The 20,669-nt window shown below is 60.2% G+C and carries 23 protein-coding genes; 12 read left to right on the forward strand and 11 right to left on the reverse strand.

Translation table 11 applies throughout. The features are described 5' to 3' along the window. Window positions 1-85 precede the first annotated feature (85 nt). Window positions 86-349, reverse strand: coding sequence for a GrxA family glutaredoxin (locus FOT55_RS07410; protein ID WP_004938676.1), 264 nt, complete (start codon window positions 347-349; stop codon window positions 86-88). Between the two features lie 230 nt (window positions 350-579). Between FOT55_RS07410 and FOT55_RS07415 the strand changes: the two genes are divergently transcribed. The 9 genes from FOT55_RS07415 (at window position 580) to rlmC (ending at window position 8,852) form a co-directional block, all read left to right on the forward strand. Beyond that, the gene (locus tag FOT55_RS07415) at window positions 580-894 is read left to right on the forward strand and encodes a YbjC family protein (RefSeq protein ID WP_147823309.1); all 315 of its coding nucleotides are present in this window, start codon (window positions 580-582) and stop codon (window positions 892-894) included. A 54-nt stretch (window positions 895-948) separates the two neighbouring features. After that, complete coding sequence (gene rimK / locus FOT55_RS07420; protein ID WP_025302234.1) at window positions 949-1,851, forward strand: 30S ribosomal protein S6--L-glutamate ligase; 903 nt, start codon at window positions 949-951, stop codon at window positions 1,849-1,851. Between the two features lie 136 nt (window positions 1,852-1,987). Further along, window positions 1,988-2,467, forward strand: coding sequence for a type III secretion system chaperone family protein (locus FOT55_RS07425; RefSeq protein ID WP_004938666.1), 480 nt, complete (start codon window positions 1,988-1,990; stop codon window positions 2,465-2,467). 406 nt (window positions 2,468-2,873) lie between these two features. Beyond that, window positions 2,874-3,983 carry a spermidine/putrescine ABC transporter substrate-binding protein PotF gene (gene potF, locus FOT55_RS07430; protein ID WP_043137777.1) on the forward strand — a complete coding sequence of 370 codons (1,110 nt, stop codon included), beginning with the start codon at window positions 2,874-2,876 and terminating at the stop codon, window positions 3,981-3,983. Between the two features lie 122 nt (window positions 3,984-4,105). Beyond that, window positions 4,106-5,239, forward strand: a complete 1,134-nt coding sequence (gene potG / locus FOT55_RS07435; RefSeq protein ID WP_043137773.1) for a putrescine ABC transporter ATP-binding subunit PotG — start codon at window positions 4,106-4,108, stop codon at window positions 5,237-5,239. Between the two features lie 24 nt (window positions 5,240-5,263). Further along, window positions 5,264-6,226, forward strand: a complete 963-nt coding sequence (gene potH, locus FOT55_RS07440) for a putrescine ABC transporter permease PotH (RefSeq protein WP_038629107.1) — start codon at window positions 5,264-5,266, stop codon at window positions 6,224-6,226. Beyond that, entirely contained in the window at window positions 6,223-7,068 is an 846-nt protein-coding gene (gene potI / locus FOT55_RS07445; RefSeq protein WP_025302238.1) for a putrescine ABC transporter permease PotI, read from the forward strand. Before potH ends, potI begins: the two co-directional genes overlap by 4 nt. Window positions 7,069-7,172: 104 nt before the next feature. Beyond that, window positions 7,173-7,652: a YbjO family protein gene (locus tag FOT55_RS07450; RefSeq protein WP_049205956.1), complete on the forward strand. Its 480-nt coding sequence runs from the start codon at window positions 7,173-7,175 to the stop codon at window positions 7,650-7,652. A 69-nt stretch (window positions 7,653-7,721) separates the two neighbouring features. Continuing rightward, window positions 7,722-8,852 (forward strand): 23S rRNA (uracil(747)-C(5))-methyltransferase RlmC, encoded by a 1,131-nt coding sequence (gene rlmC / locus FOT55_RS07455; RefSeq protein WP_049207976.1) that lies wholly within the window; start codon window positions 7,722-7,724, stop codon window positions 8,850-8,852. Window positions 8,853-8,884: 32 nt separating this feature from the next. Here the strand turns inward: rlmC and artJ (FOT55_RS07460) are convergent, their stop codons facing one another. From artJ (FOT55_RS07460) to FOT55_RS07485, 6 genes are all read right to left on the reverse strand, one after another. Further along, entirely contained in the window at window positions 8,885-9,619 is a 735-nt protein-coding gene (gene artJ / locus FOT55_RS07460; RefSeq protein ID WP_015377297.1) for an arginine ABC transporter substrate-binding protein, read from the reverse strand. A 199-nt stretch (window positions 9,620-9,818) separates the two neighbouring features. Further along, entirely contained in the window at window positions 9,819-10,487 is a 669-nt protein-coding gene (gene artM, locus FOT55_RS07465; protein ID WP_147823310.1) for an arginine ABC transporter permease ArtM, read from the reverse strand. Beyond that, window positions 10,487-11,203 (reverse strand): arginine ABC transporter permease ArtQ, encoded by a 717-nt coding sequence (gene artQ / locus FOT55_RS07470; protein WP_025159684.1) that lies wholly within the window; start codon window positions 11,201-11,203, stop codon window positions 10,487-10,489. The genes artM and artQ overlap by 1 nt, the downstream gene beginning before the upstream one ends. A 9-nt stretch (window positions 11,204-11,212) precedes the next feature. After that, window positions 11,213-11,944, reverse strand: coding sequence for an arginine ABC transporter substrate-binding protein (artJ, locus tag FOT55_RS07475; protein WP_049295325.1), 732 nt, complete (start codon window positions 11,942-11,944; stop codon window positions 11,213-11,215). Window positions 11,945-11,976: 32 nt separating this feature from the next. Next, window positions 11,977-12,705: an arginine ABC transporter ATP-binding protein ArtP gene (artP, locus tag FOT55_RS07480; protein WP_142590589.1), complete on the reverse strand. Its 729-nt coding sequence runs from the start codon at window positions 12,703-12,705 to the stop codon at window positions 11,977-11,979. Between the two features lie 264 nt (window positions 12,706-12,969). After that, a complete protein-coding gene (locus FOT55_RS07485) occupies window positions 12,970-13,512 on the reverse strand; it encodes a lipoprotein (protein WP_049205965.1) in 543 nt (180 codons plus the stop codon). Window positions 13,513-13,671: 159 nt separating this feature from the next. Between FOT55_RS07485 and FOT55_RS07490 the strand changes: the two genes are divergently transcribed. Then, complete coding sequence (locus tag FOT55_RS07490) at window positions 13,672-13,995, forward strand: heavy metal-binding domain-containing protein (RefSeq protein ID WP_004928400.1); 324 nt, start codon at window positions 13,672-13,674, stop codon at window positions 13,993-13,995. Window positions 13,996-14,044: 49 nt separating this feature from the next. Here FOT55_RS07490 and FOT55_RS07495 read toward each other — a convergent pair whose 3' ends face one another. Then, a complete protein-coding gene (locus FOT55_RS07495; protein ID WP_147823311.1) occupies window positions 14,045-15,559 on the reverse strand; it encodes a DUF3300 domain-containing protein in 1,515 nt (504 codons plus the stop codon). A gap of 185 nt (window positions 15,560-15,744) precedes the next feature. Here FOT55_RS07495 and FOT55_RS07500 point away from each other — a divergent pair, with 185 nt between their 5' ends. After that, window positions 15,745-16,581 (forward strand): N-acetylmuramoyl-L-alanine amidase, encoded by an 837-nt coding sequence (locus FOT55_RS07500; protein ID WP_147823312.1) that lies wholly within the window; start codon window positions 15,745-15,747, stop codon window positions 16,579-16,581. On the opposite strand, the gene FOT55_RS07505 is transcribed toward FOT55_RS07500, so the two are convergent. Both FOT55_RS07505 and FOT55_RS07510 read right to left on the reverse strand, forming a co-directional pair. After that, entirely contained in the window at window positions 16,582-17,592 is a 1,011-nt protein-coding gene (locus FOT55_RS07505) for an NAD-dependent epimerase/dehydratase family protein (protein WP_004928393.1), read from the reverse strand. A gap of 158 nt (window positions 17,593-17,750) precedes the next feature. Then, window positions 17,751-19,190: a DUF2867 domain-containing protein gene (locus tag FOT55_RS07510; RefSeq protein WP_147823313.1), complete on the reverse strand. Its 1,440-nt coding sequence runs from the start codon at window positions 19,188-19,190 to the stop codon at window positions 17,751-17,753. A 150-nt stretch (window positions 19,191-19,340) separates the two neighbouring features. Here FOT55_RS07510 and FOT55_RS07515 point away from each other — a divergent pair, with 150 nt between their 5' ends. Continuing rightward, window positions 19,341-19,688, forward strand: a complete 348-nt coding sequence (locus FOT55_RS07515; RefSeq protein WP_025302248.1) for a DUF1294 domain-containing protein — start codon at window positions 19,341-19,343, stop codon at window positions 19,686-19,688. Here FOT55_RS07515 and FOT55_RS07520 read toward each other — a convergent pair whose 3' ends face one another. Then, on the reverse strand, window positions 19,689-20,516 hold the full coding sequence (locus FOT55_RS07520) for a MurR/RpiR family transcriptional regulator (RefSeq protein ID WP_025302249.1): 828 nt from the start codon (window positions 20,514-20,516) through the stop codon (window positions 19,689-19,691). Between the last annotated feature and the right edge of the window lie 153 nt (window positions 20,517-20,669).

Below are 20,669 nucleotides of genomic sequence, written 5' to 3' on the forward strand. Positions count from 1 at the left end.
CTGAAATACAAAACGCCCGATGAGGTTCATCGGGCGCTATCAGGCTGAAAAGTGTCAACCTATATCAGGACTAGTCATCAAGAACTTACTGGAACAGGTTCAGGTGTTCTTTGGCGTAAGCTTCGAAATCGGTGCAACCGCCGATGTGCTTCTCATCCAGGAAGATCTGCGGCACGGTTTCAACCGGTTTACCGACGGTTTTTTCCAGATCGGCCTTGGTGATGCCTTCCGCGTGGATGTCAACGTAACGGAAGTTGAAATCGTCGCGTTCTTCAGTCAGTTTTTCCGCCAGTTCTTTAGCGCGGACACAATAAGGACAGCCAGGACGCCCGAAGATTACTGCAAACATGCAACGCTCCTTAATTGGATTTTCAATAAATGGTTCGCTATTGCAACGACATCCCGTCACCGAAAAAGTCATTACCTGCGTCAGATGGCGCCTACTATGCCCGTTGAGGCCATGAAAAAAAAGCAGGAATTACCTGTTAATCTGATTCATGTAACCAATTAGTCAGCCGGGGCTGTCGCCGTCGGCGGGAATTCACTACACTGGGGGCAGACCTTCTGGAGAAGAAAAATATGCGTTCATTCGGTGACTTACCACGCCCGGTGCTGGTGTTGGAAGGGCTGGGTATCGTGATGTTGGTGCTGGCCTACCTCAGCATTCACGGCCACCTGCAGCTGCCTGGCTGGCTGGCATCGCAGCAGGCGGCGGTCGGCATGATTTTCCTCGGCGTGGCGTTGATGGTGCCGGCGGCGTCATTTCTGGTGTGGCGCGTGGTGCAGGGCTTTGGCCCGCTGATGCGCGGCGGGTTGCCGCCGGAAAACGATCGCCGCAAACCGCGAGATGCGGATGCATCGAAAGATAATCAGGACCGCGATCCGCGCGCCTGAGTGCCGCGGCCGCTAACCCGCCTGCCGGGCAGGCGTTGGCTTTTGGGGTGACGAGTGAAAATTGCCATTCTTTCTCGCGACGGAACGCTCTATTCATGCAAGCGGCTGCGTGAAGCGGCGGAAGATCGCGGGCACAGCATCGATATCATCGATCCGCTTTCCTGTTATATGAACATCAACCCGGCGGCGCCGACCATTCACTATCGCGGCCGCCAGCTGGAACGCTATGACGCGGTGATCCCGCGCATCGGCTCCGCCATCACCTTTTACGGCACCGCGGTGCTGCGCCAGTTCGAGCTGCTTGGCAGCTACCCGCTCAACGAATCCGTGGCCATTACCCGAGCTCGCGATAAGCTGCGTTCGCTGCAACTGCTGGCGCGGCAGGGCATCGATCTGCCGATCACCGGCTTTGCCCATTCGCCGGACGACACTGGCGACCTGATCGAGCTGGTCGGCGGCGCGCCGCTGGTGGTCAAGCTGGTGGAAGGCACGCAGGGTATCGGGGTGGTGCTGGCGGAAACCCGCCAGGCGGCGGAAAGCGTGATCGACGCCTTTCGCGGGTTGAATGCCCATATCCTGGTGCAGGAATACGTGCGCGAGGCGCAGGGGCGCGACGTGCGCTGCCTGGTGGTGGGCGGCCGGGTGGTGGCCGCCATCGAGCGGCAGGCGAAGCCCGGCGAGTTTCGCTCCAACCTGCATCGCGGCGGCACCGCCCGCAAAGTGACCATCACCGCCAGGGAGCGGGCGATTGCGGTCAAAGCGGCGAACACGCTGGGGCTGGACGTCGCCGGGGTGGATATCCTGCGCGCCGAGCGCGGCCCGCTGGTGATGGAGGTCAACGCGTCGCCGGGGCTGGAAGGGGTGGAGACCACCACCGGGTTGGACATTGCCGGCATGATGATCGAATACATCGAGCAGCGCGGCCGGCCGGGGTTCCGCCTGAAATCGGGCGGCTGACGGTACGCGCGTTGCGCTTTTCCCGCCGAGCAATATCTTAATTAGTGAATTAAGCCGCATTGATCGTGGCGTATCGGGTGAATATTCCGTAAGCTATGCGCCTTTTCGCGTTTTGAATATTGTGAGGCTGGTTATTATGGATTCACTCATTGTCCCCGATTTGGCGCTGTTGCGGCGCTGGCTGGATCAGTCGGGCATTTCTTTCTTTGAGTGCGATTCCTGCCAGGCGCTGCACCTGCCGCACATGCAGAACTTCGACGGCGTGTTCGACGCCAAGATAGATCTGGTGGACAACGTCATCCTGTTCTCCGCGCTGGCCGAGGTGAAGCCGACCGCGCTGATCCCGCTGGTGGCGGACCTGAGCCAGATCAACGCCAGTTCGCTGACCATCAAGGCCTTTGTCGACATTCAGGACGACAACCTGCCGAAGCTGATCGTCTGCCAGTCGTTGAGCGTGGCGGTGGGCATCACCTACGAGCAGTTCACTCATTTCATGCAGCAGGGCGAAGAGCAGGTCTCGATGGTGATCCTCGAGGCGCGGGCGAACGATCTGCTGTTTATGGGTGACGAAGAAGAGATCCCCGCTGGCGCCGTGCGTCAGCCGATGCTGCACTGATCCTCGCCGTACCTTAAGCATGCCGTCGCTCCGGCGGCATGCTGCCGTTATTCCCTTCAGCAATAAAATATTCTGCACTTTGGCCTTTGCCGCCCGATCTTTCTCGTCTTTTGTGCCGTTAATGGCGTATCACATAGAGAAAAACTGCATAAAAAATCGATAAATGGCGTTTTTTACCCTGGGGGCTGGCGGGTTGCGATGGCAGCGGCTATGCTGCTGATTCTGCAAAGGGCTTGCGATTTCCCTTGTAACCACGCGAGCAGGGCAGTGCAAAAAGGCGCATGCAATCATATGCATAGCCATTCATTTCGCGGTTGCAACGATTGCGCTCAATCAGGAAAGGTTTTGTATCGCTGCAGATACAAGTTCAATTCTATGATTTACCCTGTTTTGGAGGAAGTTACGGATGGTCACCCAACGTAAAAAGTGGTTATCGGGTGTGGTTGCCGGTCTGTTGATGGCCGCGTCCGTCACGGCGTCAGCCGAAGAGAAAACGCTGCACGTGTATAACTGGTCCGACTATATCGCGCCGGATACCCTGGCCAAATTCCAGAAAGAAACCGGCATCAAAGTGGTGTACGACGTCTTTGACTCCAACGAAGTGTTGGAAGGCAAACTGATGGCGGGCAGCACCGGTTATGATCTGGTGGTTCCTTCATCCAACTTCCTCGAGCGCCAGTCGCAGGCCGGCATCTTCGAGCCGCTCGACAAGAGCAAAATGCCCAACTACAAGAATCTCGATCCCGAGATGCTGAAGCTGGTTGCACATAATGACAAAGACAACAAATACGGCATCCCATACCTGATGGTGACCACCGGCATCGGCTACAATGTCGACAAGGTGAAGGCGGCATTAGGCAAAGACGCGCCGGTCGACAGCTGGGATCTGATCCTCAAGCCGGAAAACCTCGAGAAGCTGAAAAGCTGCGGTGTCTCCTTCCTCGATGCGCCGAGTGAGGTTTACGCCACCGTGCTGCACTACCTGGGCAAGGATCCCAACAGCACCAATGCGGCGGACTATACCGGCGCGGCCAACGATCTGCTGCTGAAGCTGCGGCCGAGCATTCGTTACTTCCACTCTTCACAGTACATCAACGATTTGGCTAACGGCGATATCTGCGTGGCGATCGGCTGGTCCGGCGACGTGATGCAGGCGGCCAACCGCGCCAAAGAGGCGAAGAACGGCGTGAACGTGGCCTATGCGATCCCGAAAGAAGGGGCGCTGACCTACTTCGACATGTTCGCCATGCCGGCGGACGCCAAGAACAAAGACGCCGCGTACCAGTTCCTGAACTTCCTGATGAAACCTGACGTGATGGCGGGCATCAGCAACTATGTCTATTACGCCAATGCGGTGAAAGATTCCACGCCGCTGGTGAAGGCCGAGGTGCGCGAGAACCCGAACGTCTATCCGCCGGCCGATCTGCGCGCCAAGCTGTTCACGCTCAACGTGCAGTCGCCGAAGCTGGATCGTGTCATTACCCGCGCATGGACTAAAGTTAAAAGCGGGAAGTGATGATGGGGGGATACCCCCGATCGTCGGTAAACCGGCAGGCGGGCGCTCCCCGCCTGCACTGCTGTTTTGGGCCACGGCACTCGCCGTGGTTTTGTGCCGCTTTACGCCGGAGAGCACCCCGATTGAACGACGCCATCCCTCGTCCTCAAGCCAAGTCGCAGAAGGTCTTCACCCCTCTGCTGGAAATCCGTAACCTCACCAAAACCTTCGACGGGCAGAATGCGGTCGAAGACGTCAGCCTCACCATCTACAAGGGCGAGATCTTTGCGCTGCTTGGGCCGTCTGGCTGCGGCAAGTCAACCTTACTGCGCATGTTGGCCGGCTTTGAACAGCCGACGGAAGGGCAGATCGTGCTCGACGGGCAGGATATGTCGCACGTGCCGCCGTACCAGCGGCCGATCAACATGATGTTTCAGTCTTACGCGCTGTTCCCGCACATGACGGTAGAGCAGAACATCGCCTTCGGCCTGAAGCAGGACAAAATGCCGCGGGCAGAAATCGCCGAGCGGGTGGCGGAAATGCTGGCGCTGGTGCACATGCAGGAGTACGCCAAACGCAAACCGCACCAGCTTTCCGGCGGCCAGCGGCAGCGGGTGGCGCTGGCGCGCAGCCTGGCCAAGCGGCCCAAGCTGCTGCTGCTGGATGAGCCAATGGGCGCGCTGGACAAGAAGCTGCGCGATCGCATGCAGTTGGAAGTGACCGATATTCTCGAGCGCGTCGGCGTCACCTGCGTGATGGTGACGCACGATCAGGAAGAGGCGATGACTATGGCGGGGCGCATCGCCATCATGAACCGTGGCAAGTTCGTGCAGATCGGCGAGCCGGAAGAGATCTACGAGCATCCGAATAGCCGCTTCAGCGCCGAATTTATCGGTTCGGTCAACGTCTTCGACTGCGTATTGCAGGAGCGCCACGACGATGCGCTGATCCTGCAAAGCCCCGGATTGCGCCATGCGATCAAAGTAGATCCGGACGCCTCGGTGGTGGACGGCGTGCCGATCCAGGTCGCGCTGCGGCCGGAAAAGATCCTGCTGTGCGAACAGGTGCCGGAAGACGGCTGCAACTTCGCGGTAGGGGAAGTGGCGCACATTGCCTACCTGGGCGATCTGTCCATTTATCACGTGAAGCTGCACAGCGGGCAGATTATCAGCGCCCAGCTGCAAAACGGCCACCGTTTCCGCAAGGGGATGCCGACCTGGGGCGATGAAGTGCGTCTGTGCTGGGAAACCGACAGCTGTGTCGTGTTGACGGTGTAGCGGAGCTGCTGAGGAGTAACCCATATGACCCTGCTTTCTGAACGCACGCCGGAGCCGCCGGCCAAAACGCCCGGCACCCTCAAGGCGCTGTTCCACCGCCTGCTGATGGCTCACGGCCGCAAGCTGGTGATCGCATTGCCGTATTTATGGCTGACGCTGCTGTTCATGCTGCCGTTCCTGATCGTGTTCAAGATCAGCCTGGCGGAGCTGGCGTTGGCGGTGCCGCCTTACACCGAGTTGATGAGCTGGGTGGACGGCAAGCTGAACATCGCGCTCAACTTCGCCAACTACCTGCAACTGACCGACGATCCGCTGTATATCGACGCCTATCTGCAGTCGCTGCGCGTGGCGGCGGTCTCGACGCTGTGCTGCCTGATCATCGGCTATCCGCTGGCCTGGGCGGTGGCCCACAGCAAGGCGTCGACTCGCAACATTCTGCTGCTGCTGGTGATCCTGCCTTCCTGGACCTCGTTCCTGATCCGCGTCTATGCCTGGATGGGGATCCTGAAAAACAACGGCATTCTGAATAACTTTCTGATGTGGCTGGGGGTGATCGACCAACCGTTGGTGATCCTGCACACCAACCTGGCGGTGTATATCGGCATCGTTTATTCCTACCTGCCGTTTATGGTGCTGCCGATCTACACGGCACTGATCCGGCTGGATTACTCGCTGGTGGAGGCGTCGCTGGATCTGGGCGCCCGGCCGCTGAAAACCTTCTTCAGCGTAATCGTGCCGCTGACGCGCGGCGGCATCATCGCCGGTTCGATGCTGGTATTCATTCCGGCGGTAGGGGAGTTCGTGATCCCGGAGCTGCTCGGTGGGCCAGACAGCATCATGATCGGCCGCGTGCTGTGGCAGGAGTTCTTCAATAACCGCGACTGGCCGGTGGCTTCGGCGGTCGCCACCATCATGCTGCTGTTGCTGATCGTGCCAATTTTGTGGTTTCACAAACACCAGAACAAGGAAATGGGGGGGCAGGAATGAACAACTTGCCGGTAGTGCGTTCACCGTGGCGCATCGCCATCCTGACGGTCGGCTTTACCTTCCTGTATGCGCCGATGCTGATGTTGGTGATCTACTCCTTTAATAGTTCCAAGCTGGTGACGGTGTGGGCCGGCTGGTCCACGCGCTGGTATACCGAACTGTTTCACGACTCGGCGATGATCAGCGCGGTGGGGCTCAGCCTGACCATCGCCGCCGCCTCCGCCACCGCCGCGGTGGTGCTGGGCGCCATCGCCGCCGTGGTGATGGTGCGGTTCGGCCGCTTTCGCGGTTCGACCGGCTTTGCGTTTATGCTGACTGCGCCGCTGGTGATGCCGGACGTGATCACCGGCCTGTCGCTGCTGCTGCTGTTCGTGGCGATGGGGCACGCTTTCGGCTGGCCGTCGGAGCGCGGCATGTTCACCATCTGGCTGGCGCATGTCACCTTCTGTACCGCTTATGTGGCGGTGGTGATCAGCTCGCGTCTGCGCGAGGTGGATCGCTCGATTGAAGAGGCGGCAATGGATCTGGGGGCGCCGCCGCTGAAGGTGTTCTTCGTTATCACCTTGCCGATGATTGCGCCGGCGCTGATCTCTGGCTGGATGCTGGCGTTTACCCTGTCGCTGGACGATCTGGTGATTGCCAGCTTCGTCTCCGGCCCGGGCGCCACTACGCTGCCGATGCTGGTGTTCTCCAGCGTGCGTATGGGGGTGAATCCGGAAATTAACGCACTGGCCAGCCTGATCCTGCTGGTGGTGGGCATTCTCGGCCTGATCGCCTGGTGGTTTATGGCGCGCTCGGAAAAACAGCGATCGCGTGAATTGCAGCGGGCGGCCCGTAGCTGAATCGTAACAAACCTGCTATTTTTGCAATCAATAAGTATTGCAACTAACTACCTGACTTTACATGCGCCATCTGTATTGGTGGCGCGTCGTAGCGGAACACGGATATGTCAGACATGCTGAAAAGCGGGCAGGGAATGAGATCGACTTCGGATGCGCCGGTGCCGGTGATGGTGGCGGGCACCGCCATGGTGGCGATCAAGTGTATCAGCGTGGTGTTGTTGTTGGGCGAACTGGGCGTCGACGGCGCACAGGAGTTCGTTAACACCAGCGCGCAGGCGTGGGATTCTACCTTTATCTTTCTGGCCGGCCTGATGCTGCTGTGCCTGCAAATCAGCTGTGGCTTTGCGGTGATGCGCGGCCGCAACTGGGGACGCTGGGGCTATGTGGTCTGCCAGTGCATCGTGGTGCTTTACCTGCTGTTGGCCACCATTGGCAGCGTCTTCCCCGAGGTGTTCACCGTGGAGGGGGAAACCAGCGGCCAAATCCTGCACGTTCTGATCCTGCAAAAGATCCCCGACGCGGTGATCCTGGCGTTGCTGTTCGTTCCTGCCGCCAGCCGCCGCTTCTTCACCGTGCGCAAGTGAGATTTTAGGCGTGCGGAGTGGTAAACTCTGCGCCCTTAATTCGTCATCCTGAACTTCACGGTAATCTTCATGCATTGCGCTTTGTATACGGCGGGTACCTGCCGTTCCTGTCAGTGGCTGGAAAAGCCCTATCCGCAGCAACTGGCTGACAAACAGCATCACCTGCACTCGCTGCTGGCCGGGCGCGACGTCGCGCAGTGGCTGCAGCCGATGGCGGGGGAGCTGAGCGCATTTCGCAATAAAGCCAAGATGGTGGTCAGCGGCAGCGTGGAGCGCCCGCTGCTCGGCATGCTGCACCGCGACGGCACGCCGGTCGATCTGAGCGACTGCCCGCTGTATCCCGCCGGCTTTGCGCCGATGTTTGCGGTGCTGAAAAGCTTCATCGCCCGCGCCGGCCTGACGCCGTATAACGTGGCGCGCAAACGCGGCGAGTTGAAATACCTGCTGCTGACCGAAAGCACGCTCGACGGCGGCGTGATGCTGCGTTTCGTGCTGCGCTCGGAAACCAAGCTGGCGCAGCTGCGCGCTGCGCTGCCGTGGCTGCAGCAGCAGCTGCCGCAGCTCAAGGTGATCTCCGCCAATATTCAGCCGGTGCACATGGCGATCATGGAAGGGGAGCGCGAGATCGCGCTGACCGAACAGCAGGCGCTCGAGGAACAGTTCAATCAGGTGCCGTTGTTCATCCGCCCGCAAAGCTTCTTCCAAACCAACCCGCAGGTGGCCGCCGATCTGTACGCCACCGCCCGCGACTGGGTGCGCGCGCTGGGTATCGACAGCATGTGGGATCTGTTCTGCGGCGTCGGCGGTTTCGGCCTGCACTGCGCGCAGCCGCAAACGCGGCTGACCGGCATCGAAATCAGCGCGGAAGCGATCGCCTGCGCGCGCCAGTCGGCGCAGCGGTTAGGGTTGTTGCACGTAGATTTTCAGGCGCTCGACTCCACCCGCTTCGCCACCGCCGAAGGCCAGGTGCCACAGCTGGTGCTGGTTAACCCGCCGCGGCGCGGCATTGGCCAGGCGCTGTGCGACTACCTGAGCCGGATGGCGCCGGACTATATTCTCTATTCCAGCTGCAACGCCGAGAGCATGGCGAAAGATATCGAGACGTTGCCAGGGTACCGCATCGAACGGGTGCAGCTGTTCGACATGTTCCCGCATACCGCGCACTACGAAGTGCTGACGCTGTTGGTGCGGCGTTTATAAAACATAAGGCCCGGTTATCCGGGCCTTATTGCTTATTGCGGGAACCACTTGTCGTTGATGGCCTTGTAGGTGCCGTCGGCCTTGATGGCGTCCAGCGCGGCGTTCAGCTTGGCCAGCAGCGCCTGGTTGTCGGGGCGCACCGCGATGCCGAGGCCGGTGCCGAAGTATTGTGCATCGGTGATGTGCTCGCCGACCGGCGCCAGCTGCGGGTTGGTTTTCAGCCACTCGTTCACCACGGCGGTGTCGCCGAACACGCCGTCGATACGGCCGTTTTTCAGCTCCAGAATGGCGTTCTGGTAGCTGTCGTAAGAGACGGTGTTAATCTCCGGGTGCTTGTCCTGCATGTATTTCTGGTGGGTGGTGCCGTTTTCCATGCCGAGCTTTTTGCCTTTCAGATCCGCCAGCGAGCTGAACTTGCCTTTTTGCGCGATCACGATCGCCGAGTTGGCGTAGTAAGGCTGGGTGAAAGCGACCTGTTTGCTGCGTTCCGGCGTGATGTCCATACCGGAAATCACCGCATCGTATTTCTTGAATTTCAGCGCGGCGATCAGGCTGTCGAACGCCTGGTTGGTGAAGGTGCACTGCGCCTGCATCTGTTTGCACAGCGCGTTGGCCAGATCGATATCGAAGCCGACGATCTGGTTGTTGGCGTCCAGCGATTCGAACGGCGGGTAGGTGGCGGAGGCGGCGAAGCGGATGGTCTCGGCCGCGGTGGCGTTAAAGGTCATCCCGGCCAACATCGTCGCGGCAAGCAGCAGTTTTTTCATGCGTAGAGCTCCTGTCTGGATCCTGAAAGTGATTATTCGCTATCGTTTGTTTTTACTGGTAATCGCCAGAGTTTTTTGCGTGTGCGCCTGCTGATAACCCTGCCATTGAGTGAATTAAAATGCAATATAAATGATTAAATATTGCCGCAGAGATAAAAAAAGCCCCGCACGATGGCGGGGCTCATGGGGAGAGGCGGTCTCAGTTGCGGCGCTCAAACGCCAGCGCGCGGCGCTCCACCAGCCGCATCAGCAGCGTCAGCAGGCCGTTGACGCACAGGTACACCAGGCTCGCGGCGCCGAACACCATGACGTCGTAGGTGCGGCCATACATCAGCTGGCTGTAGCCCATCACTTCCATCAGCGTGATGGTGTAGGCCAGCGAGGTGCTTTTGAACACCAGCACCACTTCGTTGGAATAAGACGATAGCGCGCGTTTGAAGGCGAACGGCAACAGGATGCGCAGCGTTTGCCGGCGCGACATGCCCAGCGCTTCGCACGACTGCCACTGCCCGGCGGGAATGGCGCGCACCGCACCGTAGAACAGCTGCGTGGTGTAGGCCGCGCTGTTCAGCGCCAGCGCAATCATCGCGCACAGCCAGGGCTGCGACAGCAGGTTCCACAGCCACGGGTAGTCGCGGATCGCCGGGAACTGGCCGGGGCCATAGTAGATCAGGAAGATCTGCACCAGCAGCGGCGTGCCGGTGAACAGCGTCACGTAGATCTTGACCAGCGGCGTCAGGATCGGCGTTTTCAGCGTCAGGATCACCGTCAGCAGCAGCGACAGCAGCAGCGCGACGATCAGCGCGGCGACGGTCAGGGTTAGGCTGGTGTGCAGCCCTTTGAGGATTTCCGGTAAATACTCAATCATCAGACCGGCCCCCGCTCAAAGCGCGTGGCGCGCAGCTCAATGCGTTTGATGACGTATTGGCTGAACAGCGTCACCAGCAGGTAGATGGCCGCCGCGATCACATACCAGGTAAAAGGCTCCTGGGTGCGGGTGGCGATGCTCTTGGTTTGCAGCATCAGATCGTTCACGCTGATCAGCGACACCAGCGCGGTGTCTTTCAGCAACACCAGCCACTGGTTGCCGAGGCCGGGTAGGGCGTGGCGCCACATCTGTGGCATGATCAGGCGAAAGAAGATCGCCGCCTTGCCCAGTCCCAGCGCCTGGCCGGATTCCCACTGCCCCTGCGGCACCGCTTTGAGCGCGCCGCGCAGCGTCTGCGAAGCGTAGGCGGAATAGAGCAGGGCCAGAGCGATCACCCCGCACAGGAACGGACTGACTTCGAAATTGTCTATCGCCAACTGAATCGGCAACTGGAACAGACCGAGGTTGAGGGTAAAGCCGTCGGAGAGCATCAGCAGCAACTGCGACGAGCCGAAATAGATAAACAGCACCACCAGGATTTCCGGCAGGCCGCGCAGCACGGTCACCCAGGCGGTGCCGAGCCAGCTGACCGCTTTCCAGCGGGACGATTCCCATACGGCGAACAGCATCGCCAGAATCAGCCCGAGGATCAGGGCGCAAACGGCAAGGCCGACGGTCATGCCGGCGGCGCTTGCTAAAGGTTGTAATTCATTCATCGGGGCGTATTACTGCTGGAACCATTTTTTGTAGATGGTTTCATAGGTCCCATCCTGCTTAATCTTGTCCAGAGCGGCATTGAACTTGCCCTGCAGATCGGTATTCTTCTGGCGCACCGCGATGCCGAGGCCGGTGCCGAAGTAGTCTTTATCCGTCACTTTGGTGCCCACTGCCGCCAGCGCGTCATTCTGCTTCAGCCACTCGTTGACCACCGCGGTATCGCCGAACACCGCATCAACGCGGCCATTCTTCAGATCTAAAATGGCGTTCTGGTAGCTGTCGTAAGGCACGGTGGTGATTTCCGGGTGCTTGTCGGTCAGGTATTTCTGGTGGGTGGTGCCGTTTTGCACGCCCACCTTCTTGCCTTTCAGCGCCGCCACGTCGGCGATTTTGCCTTTCTGCGCGATGAACAGCGCCGAGTTATCGTAGTACGGCTTAGTGAACAGCACCTGCTTTTCACGTTCTGGCGTAATGTCCATGCCGGCCATGACCGCATCGAAACGCTTGAACTTCAGGCTAGGGATCAGGCTGTCGAACGCCTGGTTGGTGAAGGTGCACTCGGCCTGCATCTCTTTGCACAGTGCGTTGGCCAGATCGACATCAAAACCCTGAATCTTGTTGCTGGCGTCAATAAATTCAAATGGAGGATAGGAGGCTTCGGTAGCGAAACGGATGGTTTCGGCTGCGGAGGCGGAAACGCTGATGCCGGCCAGAACGGCGGCGATTATTAGTTTTTTCATCGCAAAATCCCCAAATTACAGCAAGTTAATTGTTAGTGTGATAAGTAGTTGGCAAACTCGGTGGTCTGTGGCTGCGCAAAGTGGCTGCTGTCGCCTTGCTCCACAACGTGGCCGTTTTCCATGTACACCACGCGGCTGGCGGTCTTGCGCGCCACTTCCACTTCGTGGGTGACGATCACCTGCGTGATGCCGGTGCCGGCCAGTTCGCGAATGATGCTAACGATCTGAGCGGTGATTTCCGGATCCAGCGCCGCAGTCGGTTCATCGAACAGCAGCACCTGCGGTTCCATCATCAGGGCGCGGGCGATCGCCACGCGCTGCTGCTGGCCGCCGGAAAGGTGCAGCGGGAAGCGATCGGCGAAGTCGGTCAGGCGCAGACGCTTGAGCAGCTTGTCGGCGCGCTCCATCGCCTGAGCTTTGGTCAGACCCAGTACGCGGCAAGGTGCCTCGATCAGGTTCTGGACCACAGTGAGGTGAGGCCACAGGTTGTATTGCTGGAAAACCATGCCGACGTTTTGACGCAGTTCGCGAATGGCTTTCTCGCCCGGCGCCTGTTTGAAGTCGAATTGGTTGCCGGCGATCTGCAGTTGGCCCGAACGCGGCATTTCCAGCAGGTTTAGCACCCGCAGCAATGAGCTTTTCCCGGCGCCGCTTGGGCCAAGCAGCACCAGGGTTTCCCCAGCTGGACAATCCAGCGTGATGTCAAACAGCGCCTGGTGAGCGCCGTAATAGCAATTGATACCGTTAAGTTGAATACTCATGCGCCAGAATTGAATAGACATTGATGCCGCAAATGTTAACTTCCACAGAATACTTATGCAATCTTTGTGCGTTAAAATTTATGAGTGTGCGGCGGGAAAGTAAAAGATTAGCACAAGATACCGCGACTCAGGCCGAGGGAGGGGATTTGTGGCGCAGGCTGTGATATCGGTAGCGAAATTTTTTCTATTGGACGAAATTTGAGCTGTTGACTGACGGCGGGGATGACCGACGCGGCAAGCCCGCGTCGGCCTGGGTATCGCGGGTTACTGGTTTTCCAGCACCTGGCGCACGCTGCCGTTGGTGGCATGTGCTGGAACATTCAGGTAGCGAATATCATCAACCACCCAGCAGGTACCTTCGCGCACCATCAGCACTTCGTCCTGCCAGTTCACGGTGCTGTTGGCGTCTTTTTGATAGCTTAAGTCGACGCGCAGCGGAATATTTTTCGCATCGGTGTTAGGAATGGTCGAGGCGCTGGCGACGGAGGCGCTGCTTGGCCCTTGCGCATTGCCGGAGAACAGATCGCCGGTTATCTGATGCTTGCCCGGATTTTGAGCGGCGCTGACCAGATCCTGATACAGCACTTTGCTCAGATAAGGCTGCAGCTGCGCCAGGCGGTTGCTGTCCGGCAGGCTGGAGCCTTGCTGGATGCGCAGGTCATAGAACTTTTGCGCGACCGTATCCGGGCCGCCTTCCACACAGCTGCCGCTGCGGGTGCCGATATCCTTGTATGCCGGTTCCACCGTGGTACAGGCACTCAGCAACAGCGCTAAGGGTAAAACAGCCGCAATCGTTTTTGTTTTCATCTTATTACCTTATGTGAAAGTCTCTACCATGAAGACCGATAGCTTACAGTATAAATGCGTTTTTTGGCCTTGCATTCGTACTGCGTGCCATTGATTAAGCGAACATAACGCCAATCTTCTGGTCATAGATACGTTGAATTAATCAAACAAGGAGTTCTGATGCAGCTTTCAACTACCCCGACCCTGGAAGGGTTCACCATCACCGAATACTGCGGCGTCGTCACCGGCGAAGCGATCCTCGGCGCCAACATTTTTCGTGATTTCTTCGCCGGCGTGCGCGATATCGTCGGTGGCCGCTCGGGCGCTTATGAGAAAGAGCTGCGCAAGGCGCGCTTGATTGCGTTCGAAGAGCTGGAAGATCAGGCAAAAGAGCTGGGCGCCAACGCGGTGGTCGGCATTGATATCGATTATGAAACCGTAGGTAAAGACGGCAGCATGCTGATGGTGACCGTCAGCGGCACCGCGGTGAAAGTCAGCCGCTAACGCCATTCCCTGCGCCCCGGCCGTTCCGCCGGGGCGACATCCTGTAGGTTCATCCCACCTTGTGCTGCTCGACGATCGGGCGGTGTTCCTGCGGTTTCACCGGCGCCGGCGCTTGGCGATGCGGCATCGGCTGAACGGGCGGCTGATGGATCTGCGGCGCCGGGGCAGGATGCGGCATGATGCGCGCTTGCGGCACTGCCAACGGGCTTTCTATCGTCGGATGCTGTGGCGCTGCCGGTTCACGAACTATCGGCGGCGCAGCGTGCGGCGCGACCTGAACCTGTGGCCGCACGGCGGATTGATGCACTGGCGCGGCGGTCTGCATCGGAGGCGTCCGTACCGACGCAGCATGCACGGCCATCGGCTGCTGCGCGTGGGGCGCTGCCGGCGCGGCATGTGTGAACGTCGGCATGCTCCTCGGTTGTTGCACATGGGGCGCGTTGACCGACTGTTGCACGTGCGGCGCGGCCGCTACCGGCTGGGTGTGTGCAAAGGTTGGCAGGGTCATCGGCGCATGGGCCGCAGGCGCGACGCGCGGCTGCGCGTTAGGCGTCGGCGGGTTGAAATGCGGCGTCGGTGCGGCGGTCGTATTGTTGTAGTTATTCACTGTATGGGTGCTGCGATTCACATTGTTCACGTTGTTATATTGATTGATGTTGGTGACGCGATTCACCACGGTGGTGGAATGCGATACGTAGGGCGCATCGCGGTAGACCACCGGTTGGCGTCGATCGTCCCAGCGCATATCCCAGTTGTGCCAGCCGCTGTTGTGCTGATTGAACAATGAGGCGACCGCAATGCCGACACCGAAGCTGATCACGCCGGCCGCCAACATGTCGCTGCCGCTGTAGCCCGAAGGTTGATACCGATAGCTCGGATAGGCTGGGATCGGCGTGCCGTAGGCCACCCAGGGATCGTAATGCGGGACGTAAACCGTATCCGGCTGGCTGGGTTCGATGACGATGGTTTCGCCCGGCGCCGCTACCACGCGCTGGCGATAGGGCTGCTGCTCAACGTAACGGGTGGTGGGGGCCACGACGATGCGCTGCTGCGGGGTGTTTTTCAGCGTGCCTTGGCTGGCCGCCCGTTGACGCATCACCTGAATGGCGTTCATCACGTCGGTGGGATCGTTCAGGTAGGCGCTGCCCAGGGCGGTGGTCCAGGGGATGTTTTTCGCCATTTGATCGAGCACGTCGGGGAATTGCACCAGGCCGCGCACGCTGGGATCCCAGGGCTGAGCGTCGGCCGCCGAGCTGAGCGCCGCCGGTTGCAACCCGCGGTTTTGCGCCAGCCAGGCATCCGCGGCGTTGATTTGGTCAGGATAACCCGCGCCGGCCAACACCTGCGCCAGCAGCTTGTCGGGGAACAGCGCCATCGGGCTGACCAACTGGTACAGCTGGTCGGCAGTCAGCGGCGTATAGGCCGGCGTACTGGCACTCGCGATGGGCGCGGCCGGGGACGGTGCGCTTGCCCCCATCGCGTCAGCGACTTTTTGCCGATCGCAGCCGCTGAGCGGCAGCATGGCGGCACAGAGCAACCAGGACAGATAGCGTGGCGTCAACATGTTCGACTCCGCTCTTTCGGCGCAGATGATACTTTGAGACTATCATGGGCGGGAAAGGCCGCCAGTCGGGAGCAACACTCGCTTGCACATCGGCGTTGTCTGTCATCATTTCTCGACGAACGTGATGATTGGATACAGGTCAATCGCGTCGCGTTACATCTCACGGACGTCAATCAGGAGGATAAGTGAAAATTTGGCCAGGGATCATCGCCGCCGCGCTGTTGGCGGGATGCCAAAATCCGCAGCAGGAGACGCTCGTCGATCGTGGCGCTTACCAGCTCGAAACCTTGCATCAGGCGCAGGGCGCCGATCGGCGCATTCGGTTTCTGGTGATGCACTATACGGCGGAAGACTTTCATTCATCGCTGAAAACGCTGACCGATGAACACGTCAGCGCACACTACCTGTTGCCGGCGCATCCGCAGCGCGAACACGGCAAACCGACGGTGTACCGGCTGGTGCCGGAAGCGATGCGCGCCTGGCATGCCGGCGCCAGCGCCTGGCGCGGCCGCAGCAACCTCAACGACACCTCGATCGGCATCGAAATCGTCAACAAGGGGTTCACCCGCAGCATGCTGTTCACCCATTGGCAGCCTTATACGGCGGAGCAGATCGCCGTGCTGATCCCGCTGAGCCGCGACATCATCCAACGCTATGGCATTCAGCCGCAGGACGTGGTGGGGCACAGCGACATCGCGCCGCAGCGCAAACAGGATCCCGGCCCGCTGTTCCCCTGGCGGCAGCTGGCGCAGGCCGGCATCGGCGCCTGGCCGGATGAACTGGACGTGCAGCGGTTGCTGGCGGGGCGCGATCGCCATGCGCCGGTACCGATGGCGCCGCTGCTCGAAAAGCTGGCGCGTTACGGCTACGCGATCGACCCGTCGTGGGATGCGTGGCAGCAGCGCAATGTGCTGGCGGCATTTCAGATGCATTTCCGGCCCGACGATGTTCGCGGTAAGCCGGATGCAGAGAGTGAGGCGATTATCGATGCGCTGCTGGTGAAGTACGGCGCGGCGCGTTGATTACAGGCCGTGCAGTTTGCCGTGATCTTTCAGCCAGCGGGCGGTGCGCGCGATGCCTTCTTCCAGCGAGACGATCGGCTGATAGCCCAGCTCTTGCTGCGCGCGGGTGGTATCGAGCGTGAGGTCGAAGTTGAGTTTGGCGACGCCGTAATGGGTCAGCACCGGCTCCTTTTCGCTTTTGCTGCCCAGGCGCTCCATGCCGCGCGCCATCATGTCTAGCATCGGGTAGGGGACGGAGCGGATGCGGCACTTCATGCCCAAATCGTCGATCAACTGCTGCACCACGGTGCGAAGCGGACGCGGCTGCTGGTTGGTGATGTTGTAGGCGCGGCCGGACGGCGTATCTTCTTTTAGCGTCGCCAGCCACATGGCGTGCACCGCGTTCTCCAGATAGGTCATGTCCACCATCGCCGCGCCGCCGCGCGGCAGCAGCAGGTTGCCGTAGCGTTTGATCATCTGCAGCAACCGCGGCAGCATCACCTTGTCGTGCGGCCCGAACAGGCCCTGCGGGCGCAAAATGGTGAAATGGGTCTGCGGATTGGACAGCGCCAATTGCTGGATCACCTGCTCGCCGGCGGCCTTGCTGCGCGCGAACTCGTTGGCGTAACGCTGCGGGCGAAAGTCTTCGGTTACGTTGCGGTGATGGTGGTAGTCGAAATAGATCGCCGGGGAAGAGATGTGAATGAACTGCGCCACGCCATAGGCCGCCGCCCATTCGCCGAGGCGGCGGGTAGCGCGGACGTTGGCCAGTTCGAAGGCTTCTTCGGTGCCCCAGGGCGAGGTAAAGCTGGAGCAGTGCCACAGCACATCGACGTCCGCCAGCATCGCTTTGGCCTGCGAAGAGATCAGGTTGGTGAGATCGGCATGAATGAACTCCGCGCCCATTTTTTCCAGCAGGCCGCCCATCGCCTGGTTGCGGCCAGTGGCGCGCACTTTGATGCCCTGGCGGCGCAGATATTCAACGGCGTTACGGCCTAACCCACTGGTGGCACCGGTGACCAATACCTTCATAACGGACTCTATTCTCACCCAAAATCGGAATACCGGCGGGCGCTTGCGGCGCTCCCAGCAAATAAGATGCCATTCTTCCGTGATTTCGTGCGCTATGCAATCGGAAAGCCCCGAAGCACAGCGGCAAACTGTGCGGTTGATCGACAAATGAACGGCATTCAGCGCTGTTGGCGGTCCAGGTTCTCGGCCAACGTCGCGATGCGCTTCGCCATGCCGCGAAAAATGAACAGGTGTGCGGGCATCATGGCGAACCAATACAGCAGCCCGCTGAAGCCGGCCGGATGCCACCAGGCGCGCACGTCCAGCGTGCGGCGATCGCCGTGATCGGTGATGCTGAAGCTCAGCCGCCCCAGCCCCGGTGCCTTCATGCCGAACAGCAGCGCCAGTTGCCGCAGCGGCTTCAGCGTGATGACTTTCCAGCCGTCGATCTCGTCGCCCAGCGCCAGGGTCGCGCGCGCCGGGCGGCCGTAGACCACCCCGTTGCCGATCATGTCGTCCATGCGAGCGCGGATCCGCCACAGAATATTGGCGTAGAAATAGCCTTCTTCGCCCCCCAGCTGCTGCACCGTTTGCCACAGGGCCTGGCTGGAGGCGGCGGTGTCCAGCGAACAACCGGCCTGTTTTGGATAGTAACCGTAGCCGGGGCGCCAGCGGGCCCGCGCCGCCGGATCGTAGCCCCAGTCGGCGGAATCGACCACCTCCTGTTCGCGCTGCAGCGTGGTGGCGACCGCCTGATCAAAGGTGTGCAGCCGCTGCGGGATCAGGGCCTGCAGCGGCCGGCCGTCGGCGGGCAGATCGTGCTTCAGCCCCTGGATCAGCGCGCGGGCGATCGGCGTCGGCACCGAGGTGATCAGGCTGATGAACCACACCGAAATCAGCCGCGTCGGCAAAGGGATCGGGATCAGCCAGCGCCGCTTGCCGCTGAGGGCGATAAAGCGTTTGAACATATCCTGATAGCTGAGGTACTCCGGCCCGGCAACGTCGAAGATGCGGTGTTCCTGCGCCGGGTGCGCCAGCAGATCGGCCAGATAAACCAGCAGGTTCTCCAGCGCCACCGGCGACGACTTCGAGCGCACCCAGCGCGGCGGCGTCAGCACCGGCAGGTTATAGACCATGTCGCGCATCACTTCGAACGCCGCAGAGCCGGGGCCGACGACGATGCCGGCGCGCAGCTCGGTCACCGGCACGCCGCTCTGGCGCAAGATCTCGCCGGTCAGGCGGCGGGCCGCCAGGTGCGGTGAGCTGTCGTCGTTCGGCTGCAGCGCGCCGAGGAAGATCACCTGTTTGACGCTGGCATTGCGCAGCGCGTGGCGCAGGTTTTCCGCCGCCTGGCGCTCCTTCTCGATAAAGTCGTCGCCGTCGCCCATCGCATGCACCAGATAGTAAAGCGTATCGATTTCCCACAGCGCCGCGCTCAGGGTTTCCGGGCGGTACAGATCGACATACAGGCAGTTGACCTGCGGCCAGTTCTGCTCCTGCAGCCACTCGATGCGCCGCGCGGCGGCGGTAATCTGGTGCCCCTGTTCGATCAGGTGCGGGATCAGGTTCTGGCCTATATAGCCGCTGGCTCCAAGAACCAGTACGCGTTGGGGTGTCATCGGGCCGCCTTGTGCGGTAGAGGATTGGCAGAACGACAGGATGCCAAATTCAGGGTTTAAATGCACATTTTGTATGGGTATAAGTCGGTTGCATCCATCCTGGCGCAGGTTCACACTACGCGCCCCTTATCGCACGAAAAACCGGATGCCATGAAGCTCAATGTGATTTGTTACGCCCTGCTGGGCCTGGCGCTGATCGCCAGTGTGTTCTCGCCGCATCCGGTGTGGATGTGGTTGTTGCTGGCCAACCTGCTGACGTTTCTGATCTACGGCGGCGATAAGCTGGCGGCGCGCAAAGGGTGGCGACGGGTGCCGGAGGCGACGCTGTTGCTGTTCGGCGCGCTGGGCGGCTGGTTGGGCGCGCTGCTGGCGCAACAGCTGTTTCGCCACAAAACCCAGAAGCAGCCGTTTAAAACCTGGTTCATCCTCAGCGTGGCGCTCAATCTGGCGGCGGTGCTGGGGCTGTGGTACTGGGTTTACGGCCGCTGGATCTTCTGACTACAGCAGCAGCGGCAGAGTCGCGCTGGCGGTGGCCTGCATCGCCTGAGCGTAGGCGGGATCGCGCTGAGTCAGTTCGGCGATCATCAACTCCACCAGCAGCATGGCGCCGACCTTGGCCGGCAGGGCGCCAGCGGTCAGCGGCCCTTCCGGTTTAGCCGCCACCAGCAGCGTATCCGCCATCTTGGCCAGCGGGCTGCGTTGGGTATTGCTGACGGCGATCACGCGTGCGCCGCGCCCTTTGGCCAACGTCACCGCATGCAGCACGTCCTTGGTTGAGCCGGAGCTGGAGATGACGATCAGCAGATCCCGCTCACTCAGCGAGGCTGCATTCATCGCCGCCCGGTGCATGTCGCTGAACAGCTGCGCCGGTTTGCCGAGGCGCAACAGCTTGTAGTGCAGGAAGTCGCCGATGATGGCGCTGGCGGCGACGCCGTAAATCTGCACCGAAGCGCAACGCTGTAGGCTGTCCGCCGCCTGTTGCAGCGCCTGCGGATCCAACAGCGCGCCGGTATCCCGCAGCGCCTGTACGCTCTCTTCCACCAAATTTTCCGCCGCGCTTTGGCGCGTCGCCGCTTCCGGCTGGCTTTGTTGCAAGCTGAGGGCCAGCGCCATTTTAAATTCGGTATAGCCTTTGCAGCCGAGATGGCGGCACAGCCGTGTGACGCTGGCTTCGCTGGTGGCGCTTTCACGCGCCAGTTCGGTGATGGTCAGGTAAACGGCGCGGGAAGGCTCCGCAAGAAGATAGTTGCCGAGCTTTTGCAGCGTGGGGCTGTACCCCGCCAAATCCTGCCGCAGCCGCAATAACAAGTTGCCTGTATTCATCACGTTACCTTTCTGAGTATTCCCGTTTCTATTGTGGCGGAAAGACGCCGCGGCTCGCCAGTGAAATCGACGGATTGTGAAGCCGATCATCGTTATGAATAAAATTTTCATTAAATTAATTTTAATGTGGTAAAAATTTTCATCATAAAAATGATG

The sequence above is a fragment of the Serratia bockelmannii genome, assembly GCF_008011855.1.
GTDB lineage: Bacteria > Pseudomonadota > Gammaproteobacteria > Enterobacterales > Enterobacteriaceae > Serratia > Serratia bockelmannii.

Bases quoted from the DNA above. Each gene is read 5' to 3' on its own strand.
- FOT55_RS07410 (WP_004938676.1), bottom strand. From the start codon at position 349: ATGTTTGCAGTAATCTTCGGGCGTCCTGGCTGTCCTTATTGTGTCCGC.
- FOT55_RS07415 (WP_147823309.1), top strand. From the start codon at position 580: ATGCGTTCATTCGGTGACTTACCACGCCCGGTGCTGGTGTTGGAAGGG.
- FOT55_RS07425 (WP_004938666.1), top strand. From the start codon at position 1,988: ATGGATTCACTCATTGTCCCCGATTTGGCGCTGTTGCGGCGCTGGCTG.
- potF (WP_043137777.1), top strand. From the start codon at position 2,874: ATGGTCACCCAACGTAAAAAGTGGTTATCGGGTGTGGTTGCCGGTCTG.
- potH (WP_038629107.1), top strand. From the start codon at position 5,264: ATGACCCTGCTTTCTGAACGCACGCCGGAGCCGCCGGCCAAAACGCCC.
- potI (WP_025302238.1), top strand. From the start codon at position 6,223: ATGAACAACTTGCCGGTAGTGCGTTCACCGTGGCGCATCGCCATCCTG.
- FOT55_RS07450 (WP_049205956.1), top strand. From the start codon at position 7,173: ATGTCAGACATGCTGAAAAGCGGGCAGGGAATGAGATCGACTTCGGAT.
- rlmC (WP_049207976.1), top strand. From the start codon at position 7,722: ATGCATTGCGCTTTGTATACGGCGGGTACCTGCCGTTCCTGTCAGTGG.
- artJ (WP_015377297.1), bottom strand. From the start codon at position 9,619: ATGAAAAAACTGCTGCTTGCCGCGACGATGTTGGCCGGGATGACCTTT.
- artM (WP_147823310.1), bottom strand. From the start codon at position 10,487: ATGATTGAGTATTTACCGGAAATCCTCAAAGGGCTGCACACCAGCCTA.
- artQ (WP_025159684.1), bottom strand. From the start codon at position 11,203: ATGAATGAATTACAACCTTTAGCAAGCGCCGCCGGCATGACCGTCGGC.
- artJ (WP_049295325.1), bottom strand. From the start codon at position 11,944: ATGAAAAAACTAATAATCGCCGCCGTTCTGGCCGGCATCAGCGTTTCC.
- artP (WP_142590589.1), bottom strand. From the start codon at position 12,705: ATGAGTATTCAACTTAACGGTATCAATTGCTATTACGGCGCTCACCAG.
- FOT55_RS07485 (WP_049205965.1), bottom strand. From the start codon at position 13,512: ATGAAAACAAAAACGATTGCGGCTGTTTTACCCTTAGCGCTGTTGCTG.
- FOT55_RS07490 (WP_004928400.1), top strand. From the start codon at position 13,672: ATGCAGCTTTCAACTACCCCGACCCTGGAAGGGTTCACCATCACCGAA.
- FOT55_RS07495 (WP_147823311.1), bottom strand. From the start codon at position 15,559: ATGTTGACGCCACGCTATCTGTCCTGGTTGCTCTGTGCCGCCATGCTG.
- FOT55_RS07505 (WP_004928393.1), bottom strand. From the start codon at position 17,592: ATGAAGGTATTGGTCACCGGTGCCACCAGTGGGTTAGGCCGTAACGCC.
- FOT55_RS07510 (WP_147823313.1), bottom strand. From the start codon at position 19,190: ATGACACCCCAACGCGTACTGGTTCTTGGAGCCAGCGGCTATATAGGC.
- FOT55_RS07515 (WP_025302248.1), top strand. From the start codon at position 19,341: ATGAAGCTCAATGTGATTTGTTACGCCCTGCTGGGCCTGGCGCTGATC.